Annotated in this window: 11 protein-coding genes; 4 read left to right on the forward strand and 7 right to left on the reverse strand. The window is 69.1% G+C overall.

Annotated elements, in window-relative coordinates; translation table 11 throughout:
- Positions 1–157: 157 nt before the first annotated feature.
- The 3 genes from H0E84_RS00115 to H0E84_RS00125 all read right to left on the reverse strand — a co-directional run bounded on the left by H0E84_RS00115 (position 158) and on the right by H0E84_RS00125 (position 4,594).
- On the reverse strand, positions 158–1,174 hold the full coding sequence (locus H0E84_RS00115) for a 3-oxoacyl-ACP synthase III (RefSeq protein ID WP_180676590.1): 1,017 nt from the start codon (positions 1,172–1,174) through the stop codon (positions 158–160).
- Positions 1,175–1,349: 175 nt separating this feature from the next.
- Positions 1,350–1,658 carry a DUF4156 domain-containing protein gene (locus H0E84_RS00120; protein ID WP_180676591.1) on the reverse strand — a complete coding sequence of 103 codons (309 nt, stop codon included), beginning with the start codon at positions 1,656–1,658 and terminating at the stop codon, positions 1,350–1,352.
- A 101-nt stretch (positions 1,659–1,759) separates the two neighbouring features.
- A complete protein-coding gene (locus H0E84_RS00125; protein WP_180676592.1) occupies positions 1,760–4,594 on the reverse strand; it encodes a M16 family metallopeptidase in 2,835 nt (944 codons plus the stop codon).
- Positions 4,595–4,778: 184 nt separating this feature from the next.
- Here H0E84_RS00125 and H0E84_RS00130 point away from each other — a divergent pair, with 184 nt between their 5' ends.
- A complete protein-coding gene (locus H0E84_RS00130) occupies positions 4,779–5,489 on the forward strand; it encodes an SDR family oxidoreductase (RefSeq protein ID WP_180676593.1) in 711 nt (236 codons plus the stop codon).
- 147 nt (positions 5,490–5,636) lie between these two features.
- On the opposite strand, the gene H0E84_RS00135 is transcribed toward H0E84_RS00130, so the two are convergent.
- Both H0E84_RS00135 and H0E84_RS00140 read right to left on the reverse strand, forming a co-directional pair.
- Positions 5,637–8,513: a TonB-dependent receptor domain-containing protein gene (locus tag H0E84_RS00135; RefSeq protein ID WP_345776235.1), complete on the reverse strand. Its 2,877-nt coding sequence runs from the start codon at positions 8,511–8,513 to the stop codon at positions 5,637–5,639.
- Between the two features lie 250 nt (positions 8,514–8,763).
- Positions 8,764–9,738 (reverse strand): helix-turn-helix transcriptional regulator, encoded by a 975-nt coding sequence (locus H0E84_RS00140; RefSeq protein WP_180676594.1) that lies wholly within the window; start codon positions 9,736–9,738, stop codon positions 8,764–8,766.
- A gap of 357 nt (positions 9,739–10,095) precedes the next feature.
- Between H0E84_RS00140 and H0E84_RS00145 the strand changes: the two genes are divergently transcribed.
- Both H0E84_RS00145 and H0E84_RS00150 read left to right on the forward strand, forming a co-directional pair.
- Positions 10,096–11,208: a sensor histidine kinase gene (locus tag H0E84_RS00145; RefSeq protein ID WP_180676595.1), complete on the forward strand. Its 1,113-nt coding sequence runs from the start codon at positions 10,096–10,098 to the stop codon at positions 11,206–11,208.
- Positions 11,205–11,993, forward strand: coding sequence for a response regulator (locus tag H0E84_RS00150; protein ID WP_180676596.1), 789 nt, complete (start codon positions 11,205–11,207; stop codon positions 11,991–11,993). The genes H0E84_RS00145 and H0E84_RS00150 overlap by 4 nt, the downstream gene beginning before the upstream one ends.
- A 117-nt stretch (positions 11,994–12,110) precedes the next feature.
- Here the strand turns inward: H0E84_RS00150 and H0E84_RS00155 are convergent, their stop codons facing one another.
- The gene (locus H0E84_RS00155; protein WP_180676597.1) at positions 12,111–14,558 is read right to left on the reverse strand and encodes a TonB-dependent receptor; all 2,448 of its coding nucleotides are present in this window, start codon (positions 14,556–14,558) and stop codon (positions 12,111–12,113) included.
- Positions 14,559–14,748: 190 nt separating this feature from the next.
- On the opposite strand from H0E84_RS00155, the gene H0E84_RS00160 reads away from it, so the two are divergent.
- A complete protein-coding gene (locus H0E84_RS00160) occupies positions 14,749–15,222 on the forward strand; it encodes a tRNA (cytidine(34)-2'-O)-methyltransferase (protein WP_180676598.1) in 474 nt (157 codons plus the stop codon).
- A 127-nt stretch (positions 15,223–15,349) separates the two neighbouring features.
- On the opposite strand, the gene H0E84_RS00165 is transcribed toward H0E84_RS00160, so the two are convergent.
- Entirely contained in the window at positions 15,350–16,978 is a 1,629-nt protein-coding gene (locus H0E84_RS00165; protein ID WP_180676599.1) for a serine hydrolase, read from the reverse strand.
- Positions 16,979–16,981: the final 3 nt, after the last annotated feature.

A 16,981-nucleotide genomic window follows, 5' to 3' on the forward strand; every position in this document is an offset into this window, starting at 1 on the left:
ATTCAGGGTGCTAGTGACGTAGGTCCCCGTTTCCCTGACCATAGTCTCGCTCCAAGTAACGTTTCCGTCCGGAAACGTTACTTAAAGGATCAGGCTGCGTCAACGGGTCCGCTGGCGTTACTTAGATCCGCCAACACCAACCTAAGTAACGCTTCCCCTACCAGACCACCTCGGCCATCGAGCAGTTCAGGCCCGAGCCGATGCCGAGCAGGGCCACGCGGTCGCCCTTCTTCAGGCGGCCCATCTCGCGCAGCTTGCTGAGCACGATCGGCACCGAGGCCGGGCCGATGTTGCCGTGCTCGCCGAAGATGGTCATGACCTTCTTCGGGTCGATGCCCATGGCCTTGGTGAAGGCGGCGGTGTGCGCCTTGCTGACCTGGTGCACCACGAACTCGTCCAGCTCCTCCACCACCCAGCCCAGTTTCTGGGTGGCGACCTGGAAGGTCTTCTGGGCCAGCTTCACGCCCTCGATCAGCAGCATGCGGGTGTCGGTGATCATGCCGTCCAGGTTGCCGCGGCACAGCTTGTTCCACTCGGTGGCGGCGCGGGTCACGCCGCCGCGGTAGCGCGGGGCGCCCGGGGCCAGCTCGGCGCGCGCCAGCACCATGCCCGCGGCGCCGGAGCCCAGGGTCAGGGTGGCCAGCTCGTTGCGGAAGTCCTCCTCGCTCACGTCCACACGGGTCATGCGCTCGAGGGTCTTCTCGTAGGCCAGGTCCGCGGTTTCGCCGTCCACCACCAGGGCGTAGTCGATCTCGCCGCGCTCGATCATGCGGCTGGCGATGTCCATGCCGTTGATGAAGGCGAGACACGCGTTGGCGATGTCGAAGTTCTGGCAGGTGTCCGGCAGGCCCAGGTTGCCGCTGACGATGCTGGCGGTGGACGGCTCCAGGTAGTCGCGGCTGACCGAGGTGTTGACCAGCAGGCCGAGCCTGCCCGGGTCGATGCCGGCGTCGGCCAGCGCCTTCACCCCAGCCAGGGTGGCGGCGTCGGAGGCCAGCATGGCGCCGTCCCACAGGCGCCGGGCGTGGATGCCGGCGATGTCCTTGAGCACGTCGGTCCGGATGTTGAGCCGGTCGAGGGTGGGCTTGAGCCGTGCGTTGATCTCGTCGGTCGAGAGCCGGCGCGGCGCGTCGATATGGGCCAGGCCGGCAATGGCGACGTGTTGAAACAGCATGGCGGGCGCACCTTGGACAAAGGGCGCATAGCTTACCGGCTTCGCCCCCCCGGCGCATGATTGTCCCGCCAGTGCGCCGGATACGGTTCACGCGGCGCAGGTCTGGGTGCACCGGAGCCGAGCTTTGGGCCGACATCGCTCCGGCCGACGCGGTGTGAACCCTCGGGTGAACGGTTCAGCCGCCGCAGCGCCACGCCGCGTAGCGCTGGCTGCCGCGCGCTGGCTCGGACAGCGGATGCACGGTATCGGCACCGAGACCGGGCGCCTCGTTGCGGGCCAGGGTCTCCAGTTCCTCGCGCACCCGCAGCGGGTTGCGATCGATGAAGGCCACGCTGTGCTTGACCGAGACCTCCACCTCGCCGCGCTTCTCGCAGCCGCTGGGTGCGCTGGACGCGACCCGCACGGCGCTGGCGCCCGGCGCCATGTGGACCCAGGTGCAGGCGCTGGCGGTCAGCGTGAGGACGAGCAGGACGGGCAGGCGCATGCGGGGATCCCGGAAGTCGTGGCCGGCGCCATGGTGCGTCGCCGGCCTGGGTGGACACAAGCGGCCTGCCGCCGCGGGTGGCGGCGGCAGGATCCCGCGGTTCAGGGTGCGTCGGCGGCGGCGCCGTCCGGGAGGACCGGATTGCCGTCGGCGTCGACGATGGTCACCTCGCCCAGCCCGAGCGCGCGGACCGGCTGCTCGATCTGCCGCAGGTCGCCGACCACCACCCAGGTCAGGGCCGCCGGGTCGATGGTCGTCGCGGCGGCGGCCACGCGGTCGGGGGTCAACGCCTCGATCTCGGCGCGCCGGCGCAGCACGTAGTCGTCCGCACGCCCGTAGCGGACGATGCCGCCGATCTCCGAGAGCACCGCGCGCGCGGTCTCGTACGAGCCCGGCAGGCCGCGGATCTCCTGCGCCTGGATCTTCGCCACCTCCTCGGCCGAGGGCGGCGCCTCGCCGGTGGCATAGGCGGCGATCTCGCGCTGCAGCTCCTGCAGCGATTCCACGGTCTTGTCGATCTGCACCGGGGCGAAGGCCATCCACGGCCGCGGCCCGACCGCCCCGGGGCTGAAGCTGTAGGCGCCGTAGGCCCAGTGCTTGTCCTCGCGCAGGTTCATGTTCAGGCGCGAGGAGAAGGTGCCGCCGAGCACCGCGTTGGCGATGTCGAAGCGGGTCGCGCCCGGGTCGCGGGTGGAGGGCACCACCTGGCCGACGAAGATGTTGGCCTGCACCGCGCCGGGCTGGTCGATCAGGAACACGCGCGAGGCGGACGGGCGCGCGACGTCGCCGACCGCCGGCGCCTGGGGGGCGGCACCGGCGCCGCGCCAGTCGCCGAAATGCCGCTCGAGCAGCGGCACGATTTCCTCCAGGGTGGTGTCGCCGACCACGATCAGGGTGGCGCCCTCGGGACGCACCCAGTCGCGATGGAAGCCGACCAGGTCCTCGCGGCCCAGCGCCGCCACCGATTCCTCGGTGCCGGTGCCGCTGAACGGGATCGCGTAGGGATGGGCGTCGCCGTAGAGCAGCGGCGGCAGGACGCGCATCGCCGCGCCGTTGGGCCGCGCCTTCTCCTGGCGGATGCCGGCGATCCAGCTGGCCCGGACCCGTTCGATCTCGGCCTGGTCGAAGCGCGGCGCACGCACCATGCTTGCGAACAGTTCCAGCGAAGGATCGAGGTTCTCCTTCAGCGCCGACAGGTACGCATTGCCGCCGTCGAGCGAGGCGCCGGCGCCCAGGCTGGCGCCCAGCGATTCGGCGCGGTCGGCGAACTCCAGCGCCCCCAGTTCCCCCGCGCCCTCGTCGAGCATCGCCATGGCGAAGCCGGAAGTGCCCAGCCGGCGCCCCTGGTCGGCGCTGTAGCCGCCGTCGAACTCGTAGCTCAACTGCACCACCGGCACGTCGTGGCGCTCGGCCAGGATCACCTGCGTGCCGTTGCCCAGGGTGGCGCGCTGCAGCTCGGGAAAGCGCAGCTCGGGGAACTGTTCGGTGACCGGGACGCCGGTGGCGCGGTCGATGGCCGACGGCGTGGTGCCGTAGCGCGGATCGGGCGCGGGCAGGTCGAAGGGCGCAGGGGTCACCGCCGGGTCCTCGGCGATCTCCTGGCGCTCGCCGGGGACCACGGTGAGGACGTGGTCGCCGCTCGACAGCCACTTGCGTCCCGCCGCGGCCACATCCTCCGGCGTGGCCGCGGCGATGTTGGCCAGCGAATCGCGGAAACAGCCCGGGTCGTCCTCGTAGACCGCGCATGCCGCCAGCACGTCGGCCTTGCCGCCGAACCCGCCGATCCGCTCGATGCCGCGCACGAAGCCGGCACGGAACGCGGTCTGCGCCTGGGCCAGCTCGGCCGCGGTCGGGCCGTCGGCGATCAGCCGCGCCAGCTCCTCGTCGATCGCCGCTTCCACGCGCGCCGGGTCGATGCCCTCGCGAACGTTGGCCATGACCATGAAGCTCGAGCCCAGCTGCGAGCCCCAGGTGCCGGTGCTGATGCTGTCGACCAGGCGATCGGCATGCAGCAGGCGGCGGTCCAGCCGCGAGGCCTTGCTGCCGCCGAGCACGTGGGCGAACAGCTGCAGGTGGTCAAGATCGACCGTGCCGGTCTCGGCCACGTTCCAGACCCGGTAGATCCGGGTCTGCGGCACCTTGTCTTCCAGGGTGCTGCGGGTGGTCGTGTCGCGTTTGGCCGGATCGACCGGTGGCTGGGCCATCTCCGGCCCGGCGGGAATGTGACCGAAATGGCGCGCCACCTTCTCGCGGGCAGTCTCGACGTCGATGTCCCCGGCCAGCACCAGCACCGCGTTGTTGGGGCCGTACCAGGCGCGGAACCATTGCTTCACGTCGTCGAGCGTGGCGGCGTTGAGGTCGTTCATCGAGCCGATGGTGCTGTGGTGGTACGGATGTCCCTTCGGGTACATCGCCTTGCCCAGCAGCTCCCAGACCTGGCCGTAGGGCTGGTTCTGGCCCTGGCGCTTCTCGTTCTGCACCACTCCGCGCTGCTCGTCGAGCGCGGCCTGGTCGATCGCGCCGAGCAGGTGGCCCATGCGGTCGGACTCCATCCACAGCGCCATGTCCAGGGCGGTGGTGGGCACGTTCTGGAAATAGTTGGTGCGGTCGGAATTGGTGGTGCCGTTCATGTCGGTCGCGCCGACCAGCTCGAACGGCGTGAAGTACTCGCCCTCGTGGTGCTCCGAGCTCTGGAACATCAGGTGCTCGAACAGGTGGGCGAAGCCGCTGCGGCCGGCCGGCTCGTCCTTGCTGCCGACGTGGTACCAGATGTTGACCGCGACGATCGGCGCCTTGCGGTCGGTATGCACGATCACCCGCAGGCCGTTGGGCAGGGTGAACTGCTCGTAGGGGATGTCGACGGCCGCCTCGGCGGCCCGGGTCTGCGCGGACACCGGCAGCGCGGCAGCGCCCGCGACGAAGGCCACGGCGATCATCGCCGCGCGGCAACCTGCTGCGCAGCGGCGCGCAAAGGACTGGACTGACGGCATCTGGGGCACTCCCTGCGGTGTGGTCCGGGACATCCTAGCCCGAGCCGGCCGGCCGGGCCCGGGCCACAAGTCCCGGCCGGGCCGGGCCGCGCTGACGCCGCGGCAACGGCGGTTGCGGCACACTGGGACCATGAGCGAATCCCGACACGTCCTGGTCACCGGCGCCAACCGCGGCATCGGCCTCGAATTCACCCGCCAACTGCTCGCCCGCGGCGACCGCGTGGTGGCCGCCTGCCGGCAGCCGGGCAAGGCTACCGATCTCAACCACCTCGCCGGGGAGCACCCTGGCCGCCTGCACGTGCTGCCGCTGGACGCGACCGCGCCGAAGACGCATGCGGAGCTGGCGCGCGAGCTGCCCCTGGTGCTGGGCGAGGACGGACGCCTGGACCTGCTGATCAACAATGCCGGGGTGTTGCACTCCGGCGAGGCCTTCGGCCGGGTGGACGCCGCGAACCTCGACCACAGCTTCCGCACCAACGCCGCCGGGCCGTTCCTGCTCACCCAGACGCTGGCGCCGCTGCTGGCCGACGGCGCGCGGGTGATGAACCTGTCCTCGCGGCTGGGCTCGATCGCCCTGACCACGCGCTTCGGCACCCCCACCTATGCCATCAGCAAGGCCGCGCTGAACATGGCCACGGTGCTGCTGGCCCAGGCGCTGGCCGATCGTGGCATCGTGGTGATCGCGGTCAGCCCCGGCTGGGTGCGCACCGAGATGGGCGGCGAGGGCGCCGAGGTGGCGCCCGGGGATGCCGCCGCCGGATTGTTGCGGCAGATCGACTCCGTGTCGTCGGAAGACAGCGGGCGTTTCATCGACTGGCAGGGCGAGGCCGTCGACTGGTGAGCCGCCCCGCCCGGCGATGCCATGGCCCGCCGCGAAAGGTAGTCCGCCCCGGTAGAGCCGAGCTTGCTCGGCTGTCCGGGCTCCGGAGCCGAGAGCAGCGGAGCAAGCTCCGCTCTACGGCCAGGCCGTGGCACGGGCACCCCGGTGTCAGTCGAACCTGAAGGTCGCCCCCAAGGTGACGTAACGGCCCAGCACGTCGTAGAACTGCGGGTACGTGTTTCCGCTGTTCTCACTGGTCGCGCCGATGGTGTTGCCGACGATCGGCGGCCGCTTGTCCAGCAGGTTGTTCACCGACAGGCTGATCTCGGCGTTGAATGGCGTCTTGTAGTTGGCGCTGAAATCGAAGTAGCTGTAGGCGGGGATCCGCCGGTAGTCCTCGAACCAGTTGCCGCTGCCCGGTTCCACCTCGATCGCGCTGGTGTAGCGCCAGTTGAGCGACAGCGCCAGGTCGTCGACCGACCAGGTGGTGCGCAGGATCGACTTGAACTCGTGGCTGGGCGTGCAGGAGATGCTGTAGTACCCCAGGCAGTCGCGGTCGATCGAGACTGGCGTGGCTTGCTGGCGATTCCTGGTGACCTTGGTGGCGTCGAACGAGAGGTTGAGGCGTCCGTAGTGGGACGGCAGATCGAAGCCGTAGCGGACCCCGACATCGAACCCCGCGCGCTTCAGCCGGCCCTGGTTGGTCGTCTCCAGCACGATGCCGGGTGCGGTCGCGCCGTTGAAGGTACCCGTCACCAGCGAGCGCCTGACCAGGGCGCAGAACTCGTTGAACTCCAGGCCCGGGTTGAAGGCGGTGTCGTAGCAGCCGCTGAGAATGTCGTCGACCTCCGGCTCGGAGATGGCGTCCTCGATATCGATCTGCCAGTAGTCCGCGGTCAACGCGAAATTGGCGGTCGGCGCCCACACCACGCCCAGGGTGGCGGTGTCGGCCAGCTCCGGCGCGAGCGATAGGTTGCCCGCGGTCAACACGTTGACCTGACCGGCCGACGGCTGCGGCAGGCTGCCGATGAAGGACTCCGGCACGCCGGTCAACCGGCACAGATTGGCCAGGGTGCCGGGTGTGTTTGCCTGCGACGGATCGATGGCGCCGCCGCCGCAGGGATCCACGTCCAGGTTGTCCAGGCCCGTCACCGCGGGCTGGAACAGCTCGTCGACGTTGGGCGCCCGGGTGGCGCGCTGGAACATCCCGCGCAGGCGCAGGCTCTCCATTGGAGCCCACTCCATGCCGTACTTGTAGCTGCCGTAGTCGCTGCCGGTGCCGGAAGAGGTCTTGAAGTCGCTGTGCCGATAGCCCAGCTCCAGCGACAGCGAATGGATCCCGGGGCGCTCGTTGACCAGCGGCGCGATCATTTCCAGGTAGGCCTCGTTCAAGGCGAAGCTGCCCTCGCGATCCGGGCGCGGTGCGCCCGTGCCCATCACCTCGCTGTCGATCTGCGAGGCGGCATCGGCGAAGGTGCCGGCCTTGACCTTGCGGTACTCCACGCCGGTGGCGACGCCGACGGGCAGGTACGACCAGGGACTGCGGGCCCCGCCCAGCTCGCCGGAGACGTTGAACGCCGCATTGGTCTGCCGGACCCGCAGCCCCAGGAACGCGCTGAGATTGATGAAATCCAGCATCTCCGGCGTGATCGATCCCTCCGGACCCCAGATGTCGAGCGGCACGCAGTTGTTGCTGGTGTCCAGGCATGCGTCCGGGTCGATCGCCAGCAGGGCCTGCTGGGTCTTGGACAGCGAGCCCCAGTTGCCGCGCCGCTGGAACTGGTCGGATTCGCCGTGCGACCAGTAGCCGTCGTAGCGCCAGCTGTCGCCGATATCGCCGCGCAGGCCGGCGGTGACCTGGAACGTCTTGGTATCGTGATCGTTCCGGCGGGGCCCCAGCTCGGTCATGCGCCGCCCGATGGTCAGGTTCTCGAACAGCGTCTCGCTACCGGCCACGCAGTCCGCGGCGGCGATGCCGTACGCCTGGCATAGCTGCTGGCGTGCCGGCTCGGGAATGAACGGGTTGCCGACCGGCACGTCGAGGCTTTCGAAGAACAATCCGCTAGGCGCGGCAAGCGCATCTACGCGCGAGCGGACGTACCGCAGTTCGGCATAGGCTTCAGCGTGCCGGCTGACTTCGAAGTGGCCCAGGGCGGTCGCCTGATACCTGTCCAGCGCAGTCTGGAAATAATTGAGCGGGTTGAAGTTGTAGGTGGAGATGGCGCCGGAGATCGCGCCGGTGTCCGGATCGATCTGGCCGACCAGCCCGGGCGCGATGATGACGGACGGGACGGTGGTGCTCGAGCCCTGTACGGCGCCGCTGGCCGATGAGAATCCCGTTTGACTGTAAGAGCGATCCGCCATCAATAGGGGATCCACCTTGGTGTAACCCACGCTCAGCACCGCGTTGCCGCGGCCGTCGGCCAGATTCGCGCCCATCGTCAGTTCGGTGCGCAGACGGGAGGCGTCGCCCTGGCCGGATTGCCCATAGGAATTGGTGAGCTCGATTCCTTCGAAGTTCCGCCGCAGCAGGAAGTTGGCGACGCCGGAGACGGCATCGGCGCCGTACACGACCGACGCGCCGCCGGTCAGGATGTCGACGCCCTGCAGCAGCGCCAACGGGATCGTGTTGGTGTCGATGACGCCGCCCAGGTCGTAGGGCACTGGCCGGCGGCCGTCGATCAGCACCAGGGTGCGGTTGGAGCCGAGGCCGCGCAGATCGATCTCCGCCGCGCCCGCCGTTCCGTTGTTGGTGCCGGGGCCCATCCCCGGCACCACGCTCGGCAGCTGGCGCACGAACTCTTCAACCGCGGCCGGCTGCGTACGCAGGAAGTCGTCGCGCTCCACGCTCATCACCGGACTGCTGGTTTCCAGCCCCGGCACCAGGATGCGGCTGCCGGTGACCTGGATCCGATCGAGAGTGACGGCCTCCTCGGCGGCATCCGGCGCCTCCTGGGCTGCAGCCAGCATCGGTGCGAGGGCAATGGCGATGGCCGTGGACAGCGCGGCGAGTCGGGGCGTCGGATGCGTGCAGCGGTTGGTCACTTCGGTTCTCCCTGGCAGGTACGTTACGGATGCGTTAAACGTCAGATTAGGTTCCGCTTCAGCCGATGGCATTAGCCGGAACCGGCGGTTGGAAATGGCCCGGATGGCCGTGGGATTGGCGTTGCTTGCACGTTGGTGCGGAGACTGGGCGGCGCCGGCCCGTGGCGTGGCGAAACGGCACTTCGACTGCCACCTCATCTCGTTTCTAGGCGACGGCGGACCCGCCAGCGCGGTGCTCGCGATGACGCTGTCAGCGCGACGTCGAGCACGGTTGGCCAGCGGCGCCGTCCAGCGCGGCCACAGCGGGAGAACCCTGCCATCGCGGCGGCAGACCTTGGCCGCCCAGCCGCCTGTCCTCGCGCCATCGCGACGCGGTCTGCCCGTGTCGGCTCTTGAACAAGCGGGCGAAGCTGCAAGGATCGTGGAAACCGCAGGCTTCCCCGAGTTCGCCGATCGACAGGGAGGTGTTTTCCAGCAGCTCGCAGGCGCGTTGCATGCGCAGGCGGATCGAGGCCTCCTGCACCGTTTCCGCGTAAATCGCGTGAAAGGTCTTGGAGACCCACCATTCGGAAAACCGCCCTAGCTCGGCCAGTTCCGCCAGTCGCACCTGTCGGTGCGTGTTGCCCTCGAGCATCATCCGTACGCGCTGCATTCGCGCCAGGACCTGATGCTTCCTGGCCGTGGTCCTTCCCGGGCAACGGGCAACGAGCCGGTGCAGATCGCTCTGCAGATGCTGCAGATGCAACAGCAGCGGCCAGGTGGCCGGCGCCGCTTCCTTCGCCGCAACGGCAGCGCCTAGCCGGGTCTGCGATGCACGACGACGCCACAGGTTCAACGCGATGCGGATCTCCGCCCTGCGCGCACGACCGCTGCCGGGGAAGAGAAGGCCTTCCGGAGCCATCGATGCTCTTGGCAGCAGCAGGCCCACGGTCATCCCGTTGCGCATCGCTTGCAGCTCCTGCCGGGACTCCGGATCGAACACCATCCACATGCTCTGCCGCAGCGTGAAGCGGCCCTCGCTGGCATCGATCCGGGTGCATCCGCGCAGCTGGATCCAGAGCGCGGTCCGCGCTCCGGCGTGACGCAGGCTACCGAGCCGCGACACCACCGCAGCAAGCGGTTGCGTACTGTCGGCGATGGCGCCCAGTTCGATCGACGTCCCCGCGTCCGCGATCACGTGCGCCGCTTCGTGATCGGAGTGTCCGGTTGCCAACGGGCTGCCCATTTCTTTCCCCTTGCCGTGCTGATGGATCCCAGGCGGCGCGCCTGCAGGGCCGCGCGGTGCCGCCAACAGGCCGATTCGAACGCATCGCGCGCGGCGCTTCCCGCGTTTTTCGATCAAGTCAGCGGTAACGGCGGTCGATCGCGGCGCAATCGACGAAGGCTGCGATAGCGTCGACGAAGCGCGGCCCGTGTGACGCGGGCGCCATAGAATCCATGTGGCAGGATCGCGCCGGAGCGCGTGCAATGGCGGCACGTCCACCCGCGCGCGGTCGCATCCGCCAGCGTTCCGGGCGATAGTGTCCCGGGAGACCGGACGGCGAACCGCATCCAGCCCACCGCGCCGGACCCGCCTGTAGTCATGAATCCGATCAACGCAACCCTAGATCGCCCCGCGGATCCGTTGCCGGCGTCGCGTCCCGACACGCTCGACAAGAGCGTCCTGCTGCTGACGCTCTGCGTGTGGGCAGGCTACTTCGTGCTGACCAACTCGCTGACATTTCTCGTCCCCGGGCGGGGCGTCGACGCTGGAACGCTCGCCTCCCGCGCGGTGATCGCCGTGGTGGGCATTGCACTCTGCCTCGGCATGTATGTCCTGCTCAGGCGTTTCGGCGGCGCGCGCCCCTGGGCGTTGCTGGCCAAGGCGGCCAGCCTGAGCGTAGTCCCCGCCGCCCTGCTCGTGTTCACCGGCATGTACGCCTTCCGGTCGCTCAGCTCCTATTACGAGGCGCGGCCCGAAGAGTGGATGGACCCGTTCCTGATGGGCTGGAACCTCCTCAGCCACCTGTGGATGCTGTTCACCTGGTCGGCGCTCTACGTCGGCGCCGTCGCCATTCTCGAGATCCGCCGCCGCGACGTGCAACTGGTCGCCGCGCGTAGCGCGGCGCAGCAGGCACAGCTGCTGGCGCTGCGCCTGCAGATCAATCCGCATTTCCTCTTCAACACGCTCAACACTCTGGCCGCGTTCATCGTGTTGGGGCGGCGGGAGGACTCGGAGCAGATCGTGCTGAACCTGTCGCAGTTCCTGCGCCAGACGCTGAGCCGTACCCAGTCCGAGCTGGTGCCGCTCGAGGACGAAGTCGAGATGTTGCGCCGGTATCTGGACATCGAGACGGCGAGATTTCCGGACCGCCTGCAGGTGCGCTACGAAGTGGCGCCGGGGTGCGCGCGCGCCCGGGTGCCGGCGCTGGTGCTGCTGCCGCTGGCCGAGAACTCGGTGAAGTACGCGCTCGCAGGCTCCGAGTCGGGGATCGCGATCGTGGTAGGGGCGCGCCGCGAGGACGATCAGCTGGTGCTCTGGCTCGAGGATGCCGGAGCCCCCGGCAGCGGCGGCAAAGGCCTGGGGATCGGCCTGTCGAATCTCGGCCAGCAACTGGCGGCGCTGTTCGGCGAGGACGCCAGCCTGCAGGCAGGCCCGACCTCGCGGGGCTGGCGCAACGTCGTGCGGCTGCCATGGCGTGAGGTGGACGCGTGATCCGCATCCTGCTCGCGGACGACGAGCCGGCGGCGGTGGAGCGCCTGGCGCTGGCGATTGCCTGCATCCCGGACACCGAACTCATCGCCTCGGCGAGGAACGGCAGGCAGGCACTGGAATTGCTGCGCGAACTCGCACCGGATGTCGCGGTGCTGGACATCCAGATGCCGGGGATGGACGGGTTCGCGGTCATCGATGCGCTTCGCGTGAGCGATCACGTCCCAGAGATCGTCTTCGTCACCGCGTTCCACGAGCACGCGGTGCGCGCATTCGACGTCCATGCGGTCGACTATCTGCTCAAGCCAGTGCCCTTCGACCGCTTCCGTGAGGCGATCGAGCGCGCCAGGGCGCGGCTGCTGGCGCGCAGCACCGAGGTACGTTTCGGCGAACTGCAGCAGCTGCTCGTCTCCCTGCAGGCCGCGACGGGCGACGGGACGCCGCCCCAGGCACGCGAAGTCTGGGCCCGCACTCGCGCCGGTCTGGTCCGCGTACCGCTCGAGACAGTGGATCTGGTCACGGCCGAGGGCGACTACGTGCTGCTGCACGCAGGTCAGGCAACCTACCTGCTCAAGGAAACCATGGCCGCGATGCAGGAGCAGCTGCAGCCGGGCGGCTTCCAGCGCGTGCACCGCTCGGCGATCGTCAACCTGTCGCGGGTCGACCAGTTGCGGCGCCGCGGCCCCCGGACGCTGGAACTGGTGCTGTCGAGCGGCGCGACCGTCGCGGTCGGCCCCAGCTACGCCGCGGACACCCTGGCCGCCCTGCGGGCGCGTCGCTGGCGCTGACCGCACGGGTCGCGCGCCCACGGCCGCGGGCACGGCGGAGGACGCATCCCGCGCAGTGGCGCGACGGCCCGCGTCCGGTGCCGGGGGGTGGGTACGCCCGCCCCCCCGGCTGGTGCCTCAGAAGGTGTAGTCGAACCTCACCCCGACCCCGCGTTCCGCGCCGTAGCGCTCGGTGAGCGCGTGACGGCTGGAGGTGCGCGAACGCGCGGAACGGTAGGTGATGTAGTCCTCGTTGAAGAGATTGGTCACGTGGACGCTGACCACCGCGTTGTCGTTCAGGTGCATGCGGCCGGAGAGATTGACCGTCTTGTAGGACGGCGCCACGTCCTCCGGGCGGGTGTTGAAGTGGGACTTGAACTCGCCGTAGGCGGCCAGATCCACGCGCGCGAATGCCTGGCGCCCGAACAGCGCGAACTCCTGGTCGAGGGCGAGGTAGGCGTTGTACTTCGGCACCATGGTCATCTTGTCGCCGGGCTCCGAGCCGAGGGCCTCGTTGCCCACGGTCATCTCGGTGTCGGTATAGCCGTAGTTGAGGGTCACCATGGTCGAGTTGCCCAGGGCCAGCGAGCTCTCGAATTCGAGGCCCTGCGACTTGGCCGACTGCCCCGGGGTATTGGTGGTGTAGCTGAACCCGCAGGAGGGCATGTAGACCGACGCCCAGGTCTCGCTCCAGTCGATCCTGTAGACGGCCGAGGACAACCGCAGGCGCTGATCGAACATGGCCGCCTTGACGCCGACTTCGTGGTTGTCGATCAGGTCGCTGGTGTAGCGCGCCTGGTAGGCACCGGCGAAGTCGTCGTCCAGGCACGAGGTGGGCAGCGGGGCGTTGTTGCCGCCCGGGCGATAGCCTTCCGAATACAGCGCATAGACGTTCATGTCGGTATTGGGCATGTAGGAGACGCTGAACTTCTTGCGGCTGCCCGATTCCTTGCCGCCGTAGGCCTCGTCGAAATACGGGCTGTCGCCGTTGGTGCCGAACCAGATGCCGCTGCGCCGGAACGAGGTGGCGTCCTCGAAGTCGAACGCGCGGATGCCACCGGTGAGCTCGAACCGGCCGATCCCGGTGTCGAACAGGTAGCTGAGCTCGCCGAAGGCGGCCTGCTCCTTGGCGTAGTCGTAGTTGGTGGTGAGGTTGTAGTTGATGCCCGGGTTGCCGTACAGCGCCTGGCCGAGCTCGGCGATGTTGTTGATCCCCAGGTCGGTGAAGCCGTACTCGAAGAAGTCGTTCCAGGCCGAGAAGATCGCGATGCTCTGCGGGTCCGTATCGTGGTACTGCCACTGGACGTTGGGGTTGTAGCCCTCCCAGGCGCGGTCCTGGAACACGCCCACGGTCCAGTCGAACCCGCCGACCCGCTCCAGGTTCTGGAAGCGCAGCTCGTGCGTCGTGCGGTAGTCGCTGCTGCGGTTGATGATCCAGGTGCGCGCCATGTCGTCCATGTCCAGGCGCGACCAGTTGTCCAGCGAGTTGCTGAAGTTCTTGCGGTAGGAGCCGACGTAGTGCATCGAGGCGATGCCGAACAGATCGTCGTGGTCCACGTTCAGCGAGAACAGGTTGGTGGTGTCGCGCGACCAGCCGTCCATCAGTTCCCAGACCGTGAACTTGGCGTCGGACTTGACCACCGGCGAGGTGGCCCGGCACGCGGGCCGCTCGGCGCCGGCCGGACAGTCGACCGTATCGAAGTCGACGTCGTAGCCCCAGGGCGAGTCGGGGTTCGGGGTCAGCTCCGGCACCCAGTAGTAGCCCGCGGTGGAGCGGTCGGCGTTCAACGTGCCCCGGGTATCGGTCGCGGTCCAGATATGGCCGAAGTTGACGTTGAGGTTCTCCATCGGCGCCCAGCGCAACTGGGAGCGGATGAACTCGCTCTCCGCCTGGCGGGCGTTGCCGGTGTAGGCGTTGACGATCTTGCCGGGCGTGTCGCTGACGCTGGCCGCAACTCGCATCGCGAGGGTGTCGTCGATCAGCGGGATGTTGATGCCGGCCTGCGTCCGGGTGCGGGTGCCGGAGCGGTTCTTCTCCTGCTCGGCGACCAGGGTGCTGTAGAGCTCGAAGTCGTTGAACTGCGGCGCGCGGGTGCGGATCTGCACCGTGCCGCCGATGGCGTTGGAACCCCAAAGCGTGCCCTGGGGGCCGCGCAGGACCTCCACCTGCTCGACGTCGAAGACGTTCCCGAAGTTGAACGGGATGCCGTCGACGAACTGGCTGGTGGTGCCGGGGGTGGTGGTGTTGCCGCCGACCAGGCCGCGAAGAATCAGCTCTCCGGTCGCAGTCGCTCCGCCGGCGATCGTCCGGTAGATGTCCTGGACGTTGGCGATATTGCGGTCGCTGAGTTCGGTGGCCGACACCACCGTGATGTTCATGGGAACTTCCATGATGTTCTCGGTGCGCTTGCGCGCGGTCACCATCACGCGATCCAGCGTGGTCGCCGTCTCGTCCGCCTCCGTCGCCGGCACCTGCGCTGCGTCCAGTTGTTGCTGCTGGGCCGAAACCGGGCCTGCGGCCAGGACCGCGGCCAGTGCACAGAACAGCATGCGCCTCTGCGGGCGCGCGATACGGTTGAAACGCATGGAATTGTTCCCCTCGAATTGATATGGACCGAGCCGCGTCCCCAGGCAGTCGCCCGCGCGGATCAGGCGGTCTGAATACCCCATAAAGGACGAAACATGCAAGATTTTCGAGCCGATTCGGCAAAGTCCGGGACCGCCCCGCAACTCCCGCACGTCCCCGGAACTGCCGGCAAAGGCGCATAATCCCGCCATGTTCGACATCGTGCTCTACCGTCCAGAAATCCCACCCAACACCGGCAACGTCATCCGCCTGTGCGCCAACACCGGGGCGCGCCTGCACCTGGTCGCGCCGCTGGGGTTCGATCTCGACGATCGCCAGCTGCGACGCGCCGGGCTCGACTACCACGAATACGCCGCGTTGCGGGTGCACGATTCGCTGGAGGCTGCGCTGGCGGCCATCGCCCCGCCGCGGCTGTTCGCGCTGAGCACCCGCAACAGCCACCGCTACGACGCCGTGCGCTACGCCGCCGGCGACGCCTTCCTGTTCGGCCCGGAAACCCGCGGCCTGCCGGACGAGGTGCTGGCGCCGCTGCCGCCCGAGCGGCGGCTGCGCCTGCCCATGCGGCCGGACAACCGCAGCCTGAACCTGTCCAACTGCGTCGCCGTGGTGGTGTTCGAGGCCTGGCGGCAGTTGGGGTTCGTGGGCGAGGCGGCGCCGTTGTAGGAGCGACCCATGGTCGCGAAGGCCGCGGGACGGGCCGGCCGGCGTGGAGCGTGGATCCGGTGCGCATCGGCGCAGCGGCGTGCGGCAACGGCGACGCGCGGATCCCGGTTTTGTCCGGGAGGACGGGTTACCGAGAGTTCGGTCCGGCCGCCTCCACCGGCGTGAACAGCAGGTCGTGGTAGTCGTAGCTGAAGTCCGCGACCGGCGACACCGCCTTCATGGTGATGCGTTCGACCTCACCCTCGGCGTCGAGCGCGAAGGTCGCGTAGGCCGGCTCGATCGCGCGGTCGTCCCAGTCGGCGCGGAAGGTGTCGTGGCGGTGGTGGGTCAGCGTGCCGACCATGCCGGGGCTCTGGCTGAAATCGATGCGCAGCCGGCCGCCGTCGGCGCGGATCGCGATCGGTCCGTACCACGGGTCGGCGTAGGCGCCGGCGTAGCCGGACGGTGCCAGCGACGGCCTGCCGCGCGCGCGCTCGTCCTTGCCGCCGGCGGCGTCGAGCGCGGCCACGCCGGCCTCGAGGCGTGCCCGGTTCCATTCGTCGAAGGCGGCCACCCAGTCCTTCTGCGGCCACCCGTCCGCGGGCCCGTCGAGATAGTGATCGAGCAGCTCGTACATCAGCCCGCGCAGCACCTGCACGTCCTCGGAGTTCATCTGCAGGGCAAAGCCGACCTCGCGGTCCGGCATCAGCACCACCATGGTCAGCACGCCGAACACCGCACCGCCGTGCTGCACCAGCCTGGCGCCGCGGTAGTCCTGCACGCTCCAGCCCAGCGCATAGGTCGAGAACTGCGGGGTGATGCCGTCGATCGGCGGCGGGAATCGTCGCACCGGGACCAGGACTTGCGGCGTCCACATCTCCTGTGCGCTGGCCTCGCTGTACAGGCGCGCGTCGCCTCCGCCGGGCAACGCGCCCTGGCCGAGCTGGATCTGCAGCCAGCGCGCGAGATCGTTCGCGCTCGACGACAGGCCGCCGGCCGGCGCCGCGATCTGGCCCAGGCCTTCGCGCTCGGGCAGCACCTGCTGCTCGCCGAGCCCGCGCACGCGGCCGCCGATGCGCGCGTGCGGATGGGCGCGGTTGGGATTGGCGAACCGGTCGTCCTCCAGGCTCACCGAACTCGTCATCCCGGCCGCCTCGAACACGCGCCGGCGAATGAAGTCCTCCCAGCTCATGCCGCCGACCGCGGCGACCAGTTCGCCGGCGACCACGTAGAGGATGTTGTCGTAGGCGTAGCCGCTGCGGAAGCTGGTGGCCGGCGCGATGTGGCGCAGCGCCCGCACCACGTCGGCGCGGCTGCGCGAGGTGCGCGGCACGTACAGCAGGTCGCCGGCGCCCAGGCCGAGGCCGCTGCGGTGCACCAGCAGGTCGCGCACGGTCATCTCGCGCGTCACCCAGGCGTCGTGCATGCGGAAGTCCGGCAGGTGGTCGATGACCTTGTCGTCCCAGCCGAGCCTGCCCTCGTCGACCAGGATCGCCAGCGCCACAGCGGTGACCGCCTTGCCGGTGGAACCGGTGGGGAAGATCGTGTCGGCGTCCACGGGCTCCGGAGCACCCACCCGGCGCAGGCCGTAGCCGCGCGCCAGGGCGACCTCGCCATCCTCGACGATGGCGATGGCCATGCCGGGCACGCCATGGGCCTGCATCGCCTCCTGCACGCGTGCGTCGAAGCCCCCGGGCGGTGCGGCGGACGCCGCGGTGGCCGCGAGCAGCGATGCGAGCAGGGTCGCGATGCGCGAGAGTCGCAAGGAATTTGCCATGCC

The sequence above is a fragment of the Luteimonas salinisoli genome (genome assembly GCF_013425525.1).
In the GTDB taxonomy this organism is placed as follows: domain Bacteria; phylum Pseudomonadota; class Gammaproteobacteria; order Xanthomonadales; family Xanthomonadaceae; genus Luteimonas; species Luteimonas salinisoli.

Coding starts and splice junctions, on each gene's coding strand:
- H0E84_RS00115 (WP_180676590.1), bottom strand. CDS start 1,174: ATGCTGTTTCAACACGTCGCCATTGCCGGCCTGGCCCATATCGACGCG.
- H0E84_RS00120 (WP_180676591.1), bottom strand. CDS start 1,658: ATGCGCCTGCCCGTCCTGCTCGTCCTCACGCTGACCGCCAGCGCCTGC.
- H0E84_RS00125 (WP_180676592.1), bottom strand. CDS start 4,594: ATGATCGCCGTGGCCTTCGTCGCGGGCGCTGCCGCGCTGCCGGTGTCC.
- H0E84_RS00130 (WP_180676593.1), top strand. CDS start 4,779: ATGAGCGAATCCCGACACGTCCTGGTCACCGGCGCCAACCGCGGCATC.
- H0E84_RS00140 (WP_180676594.1), bottom strand. CDS start 9,738: ATGGGCAGCCCGTTGGCAACCGGACACTCCGATCACGAAGCGGCGCAC.
- H0E84_RS00145 (WP_180676595.1), top strand. CDS start 10,096: ATGAATCCGATCAACGCAACCCTAGATCGCCCCGCGGATCCGTTGCCG.
- H0E84_RS00155 (WP_180676597.1), bottom strand. CDS start 14,558: ATGCGTTTCAACCGTATCGCGCGCCCGCAGAGGCGCATGCTGTTCTGT.
- H0E84_RS00160 (WP_180676598.1), top strand. CDS start 14,749: ATGTTCGACATCGTGCTCTACCGTCCAGAAATCCCACCCAACACCGGC.
- H0E84_RS00165 (WP_180676599.1), bottom strand. CDS start 16,978: ATGGCAAATTCCTTGCGACTCTCGCGCATCGCGACCCTGCTCGCATCG.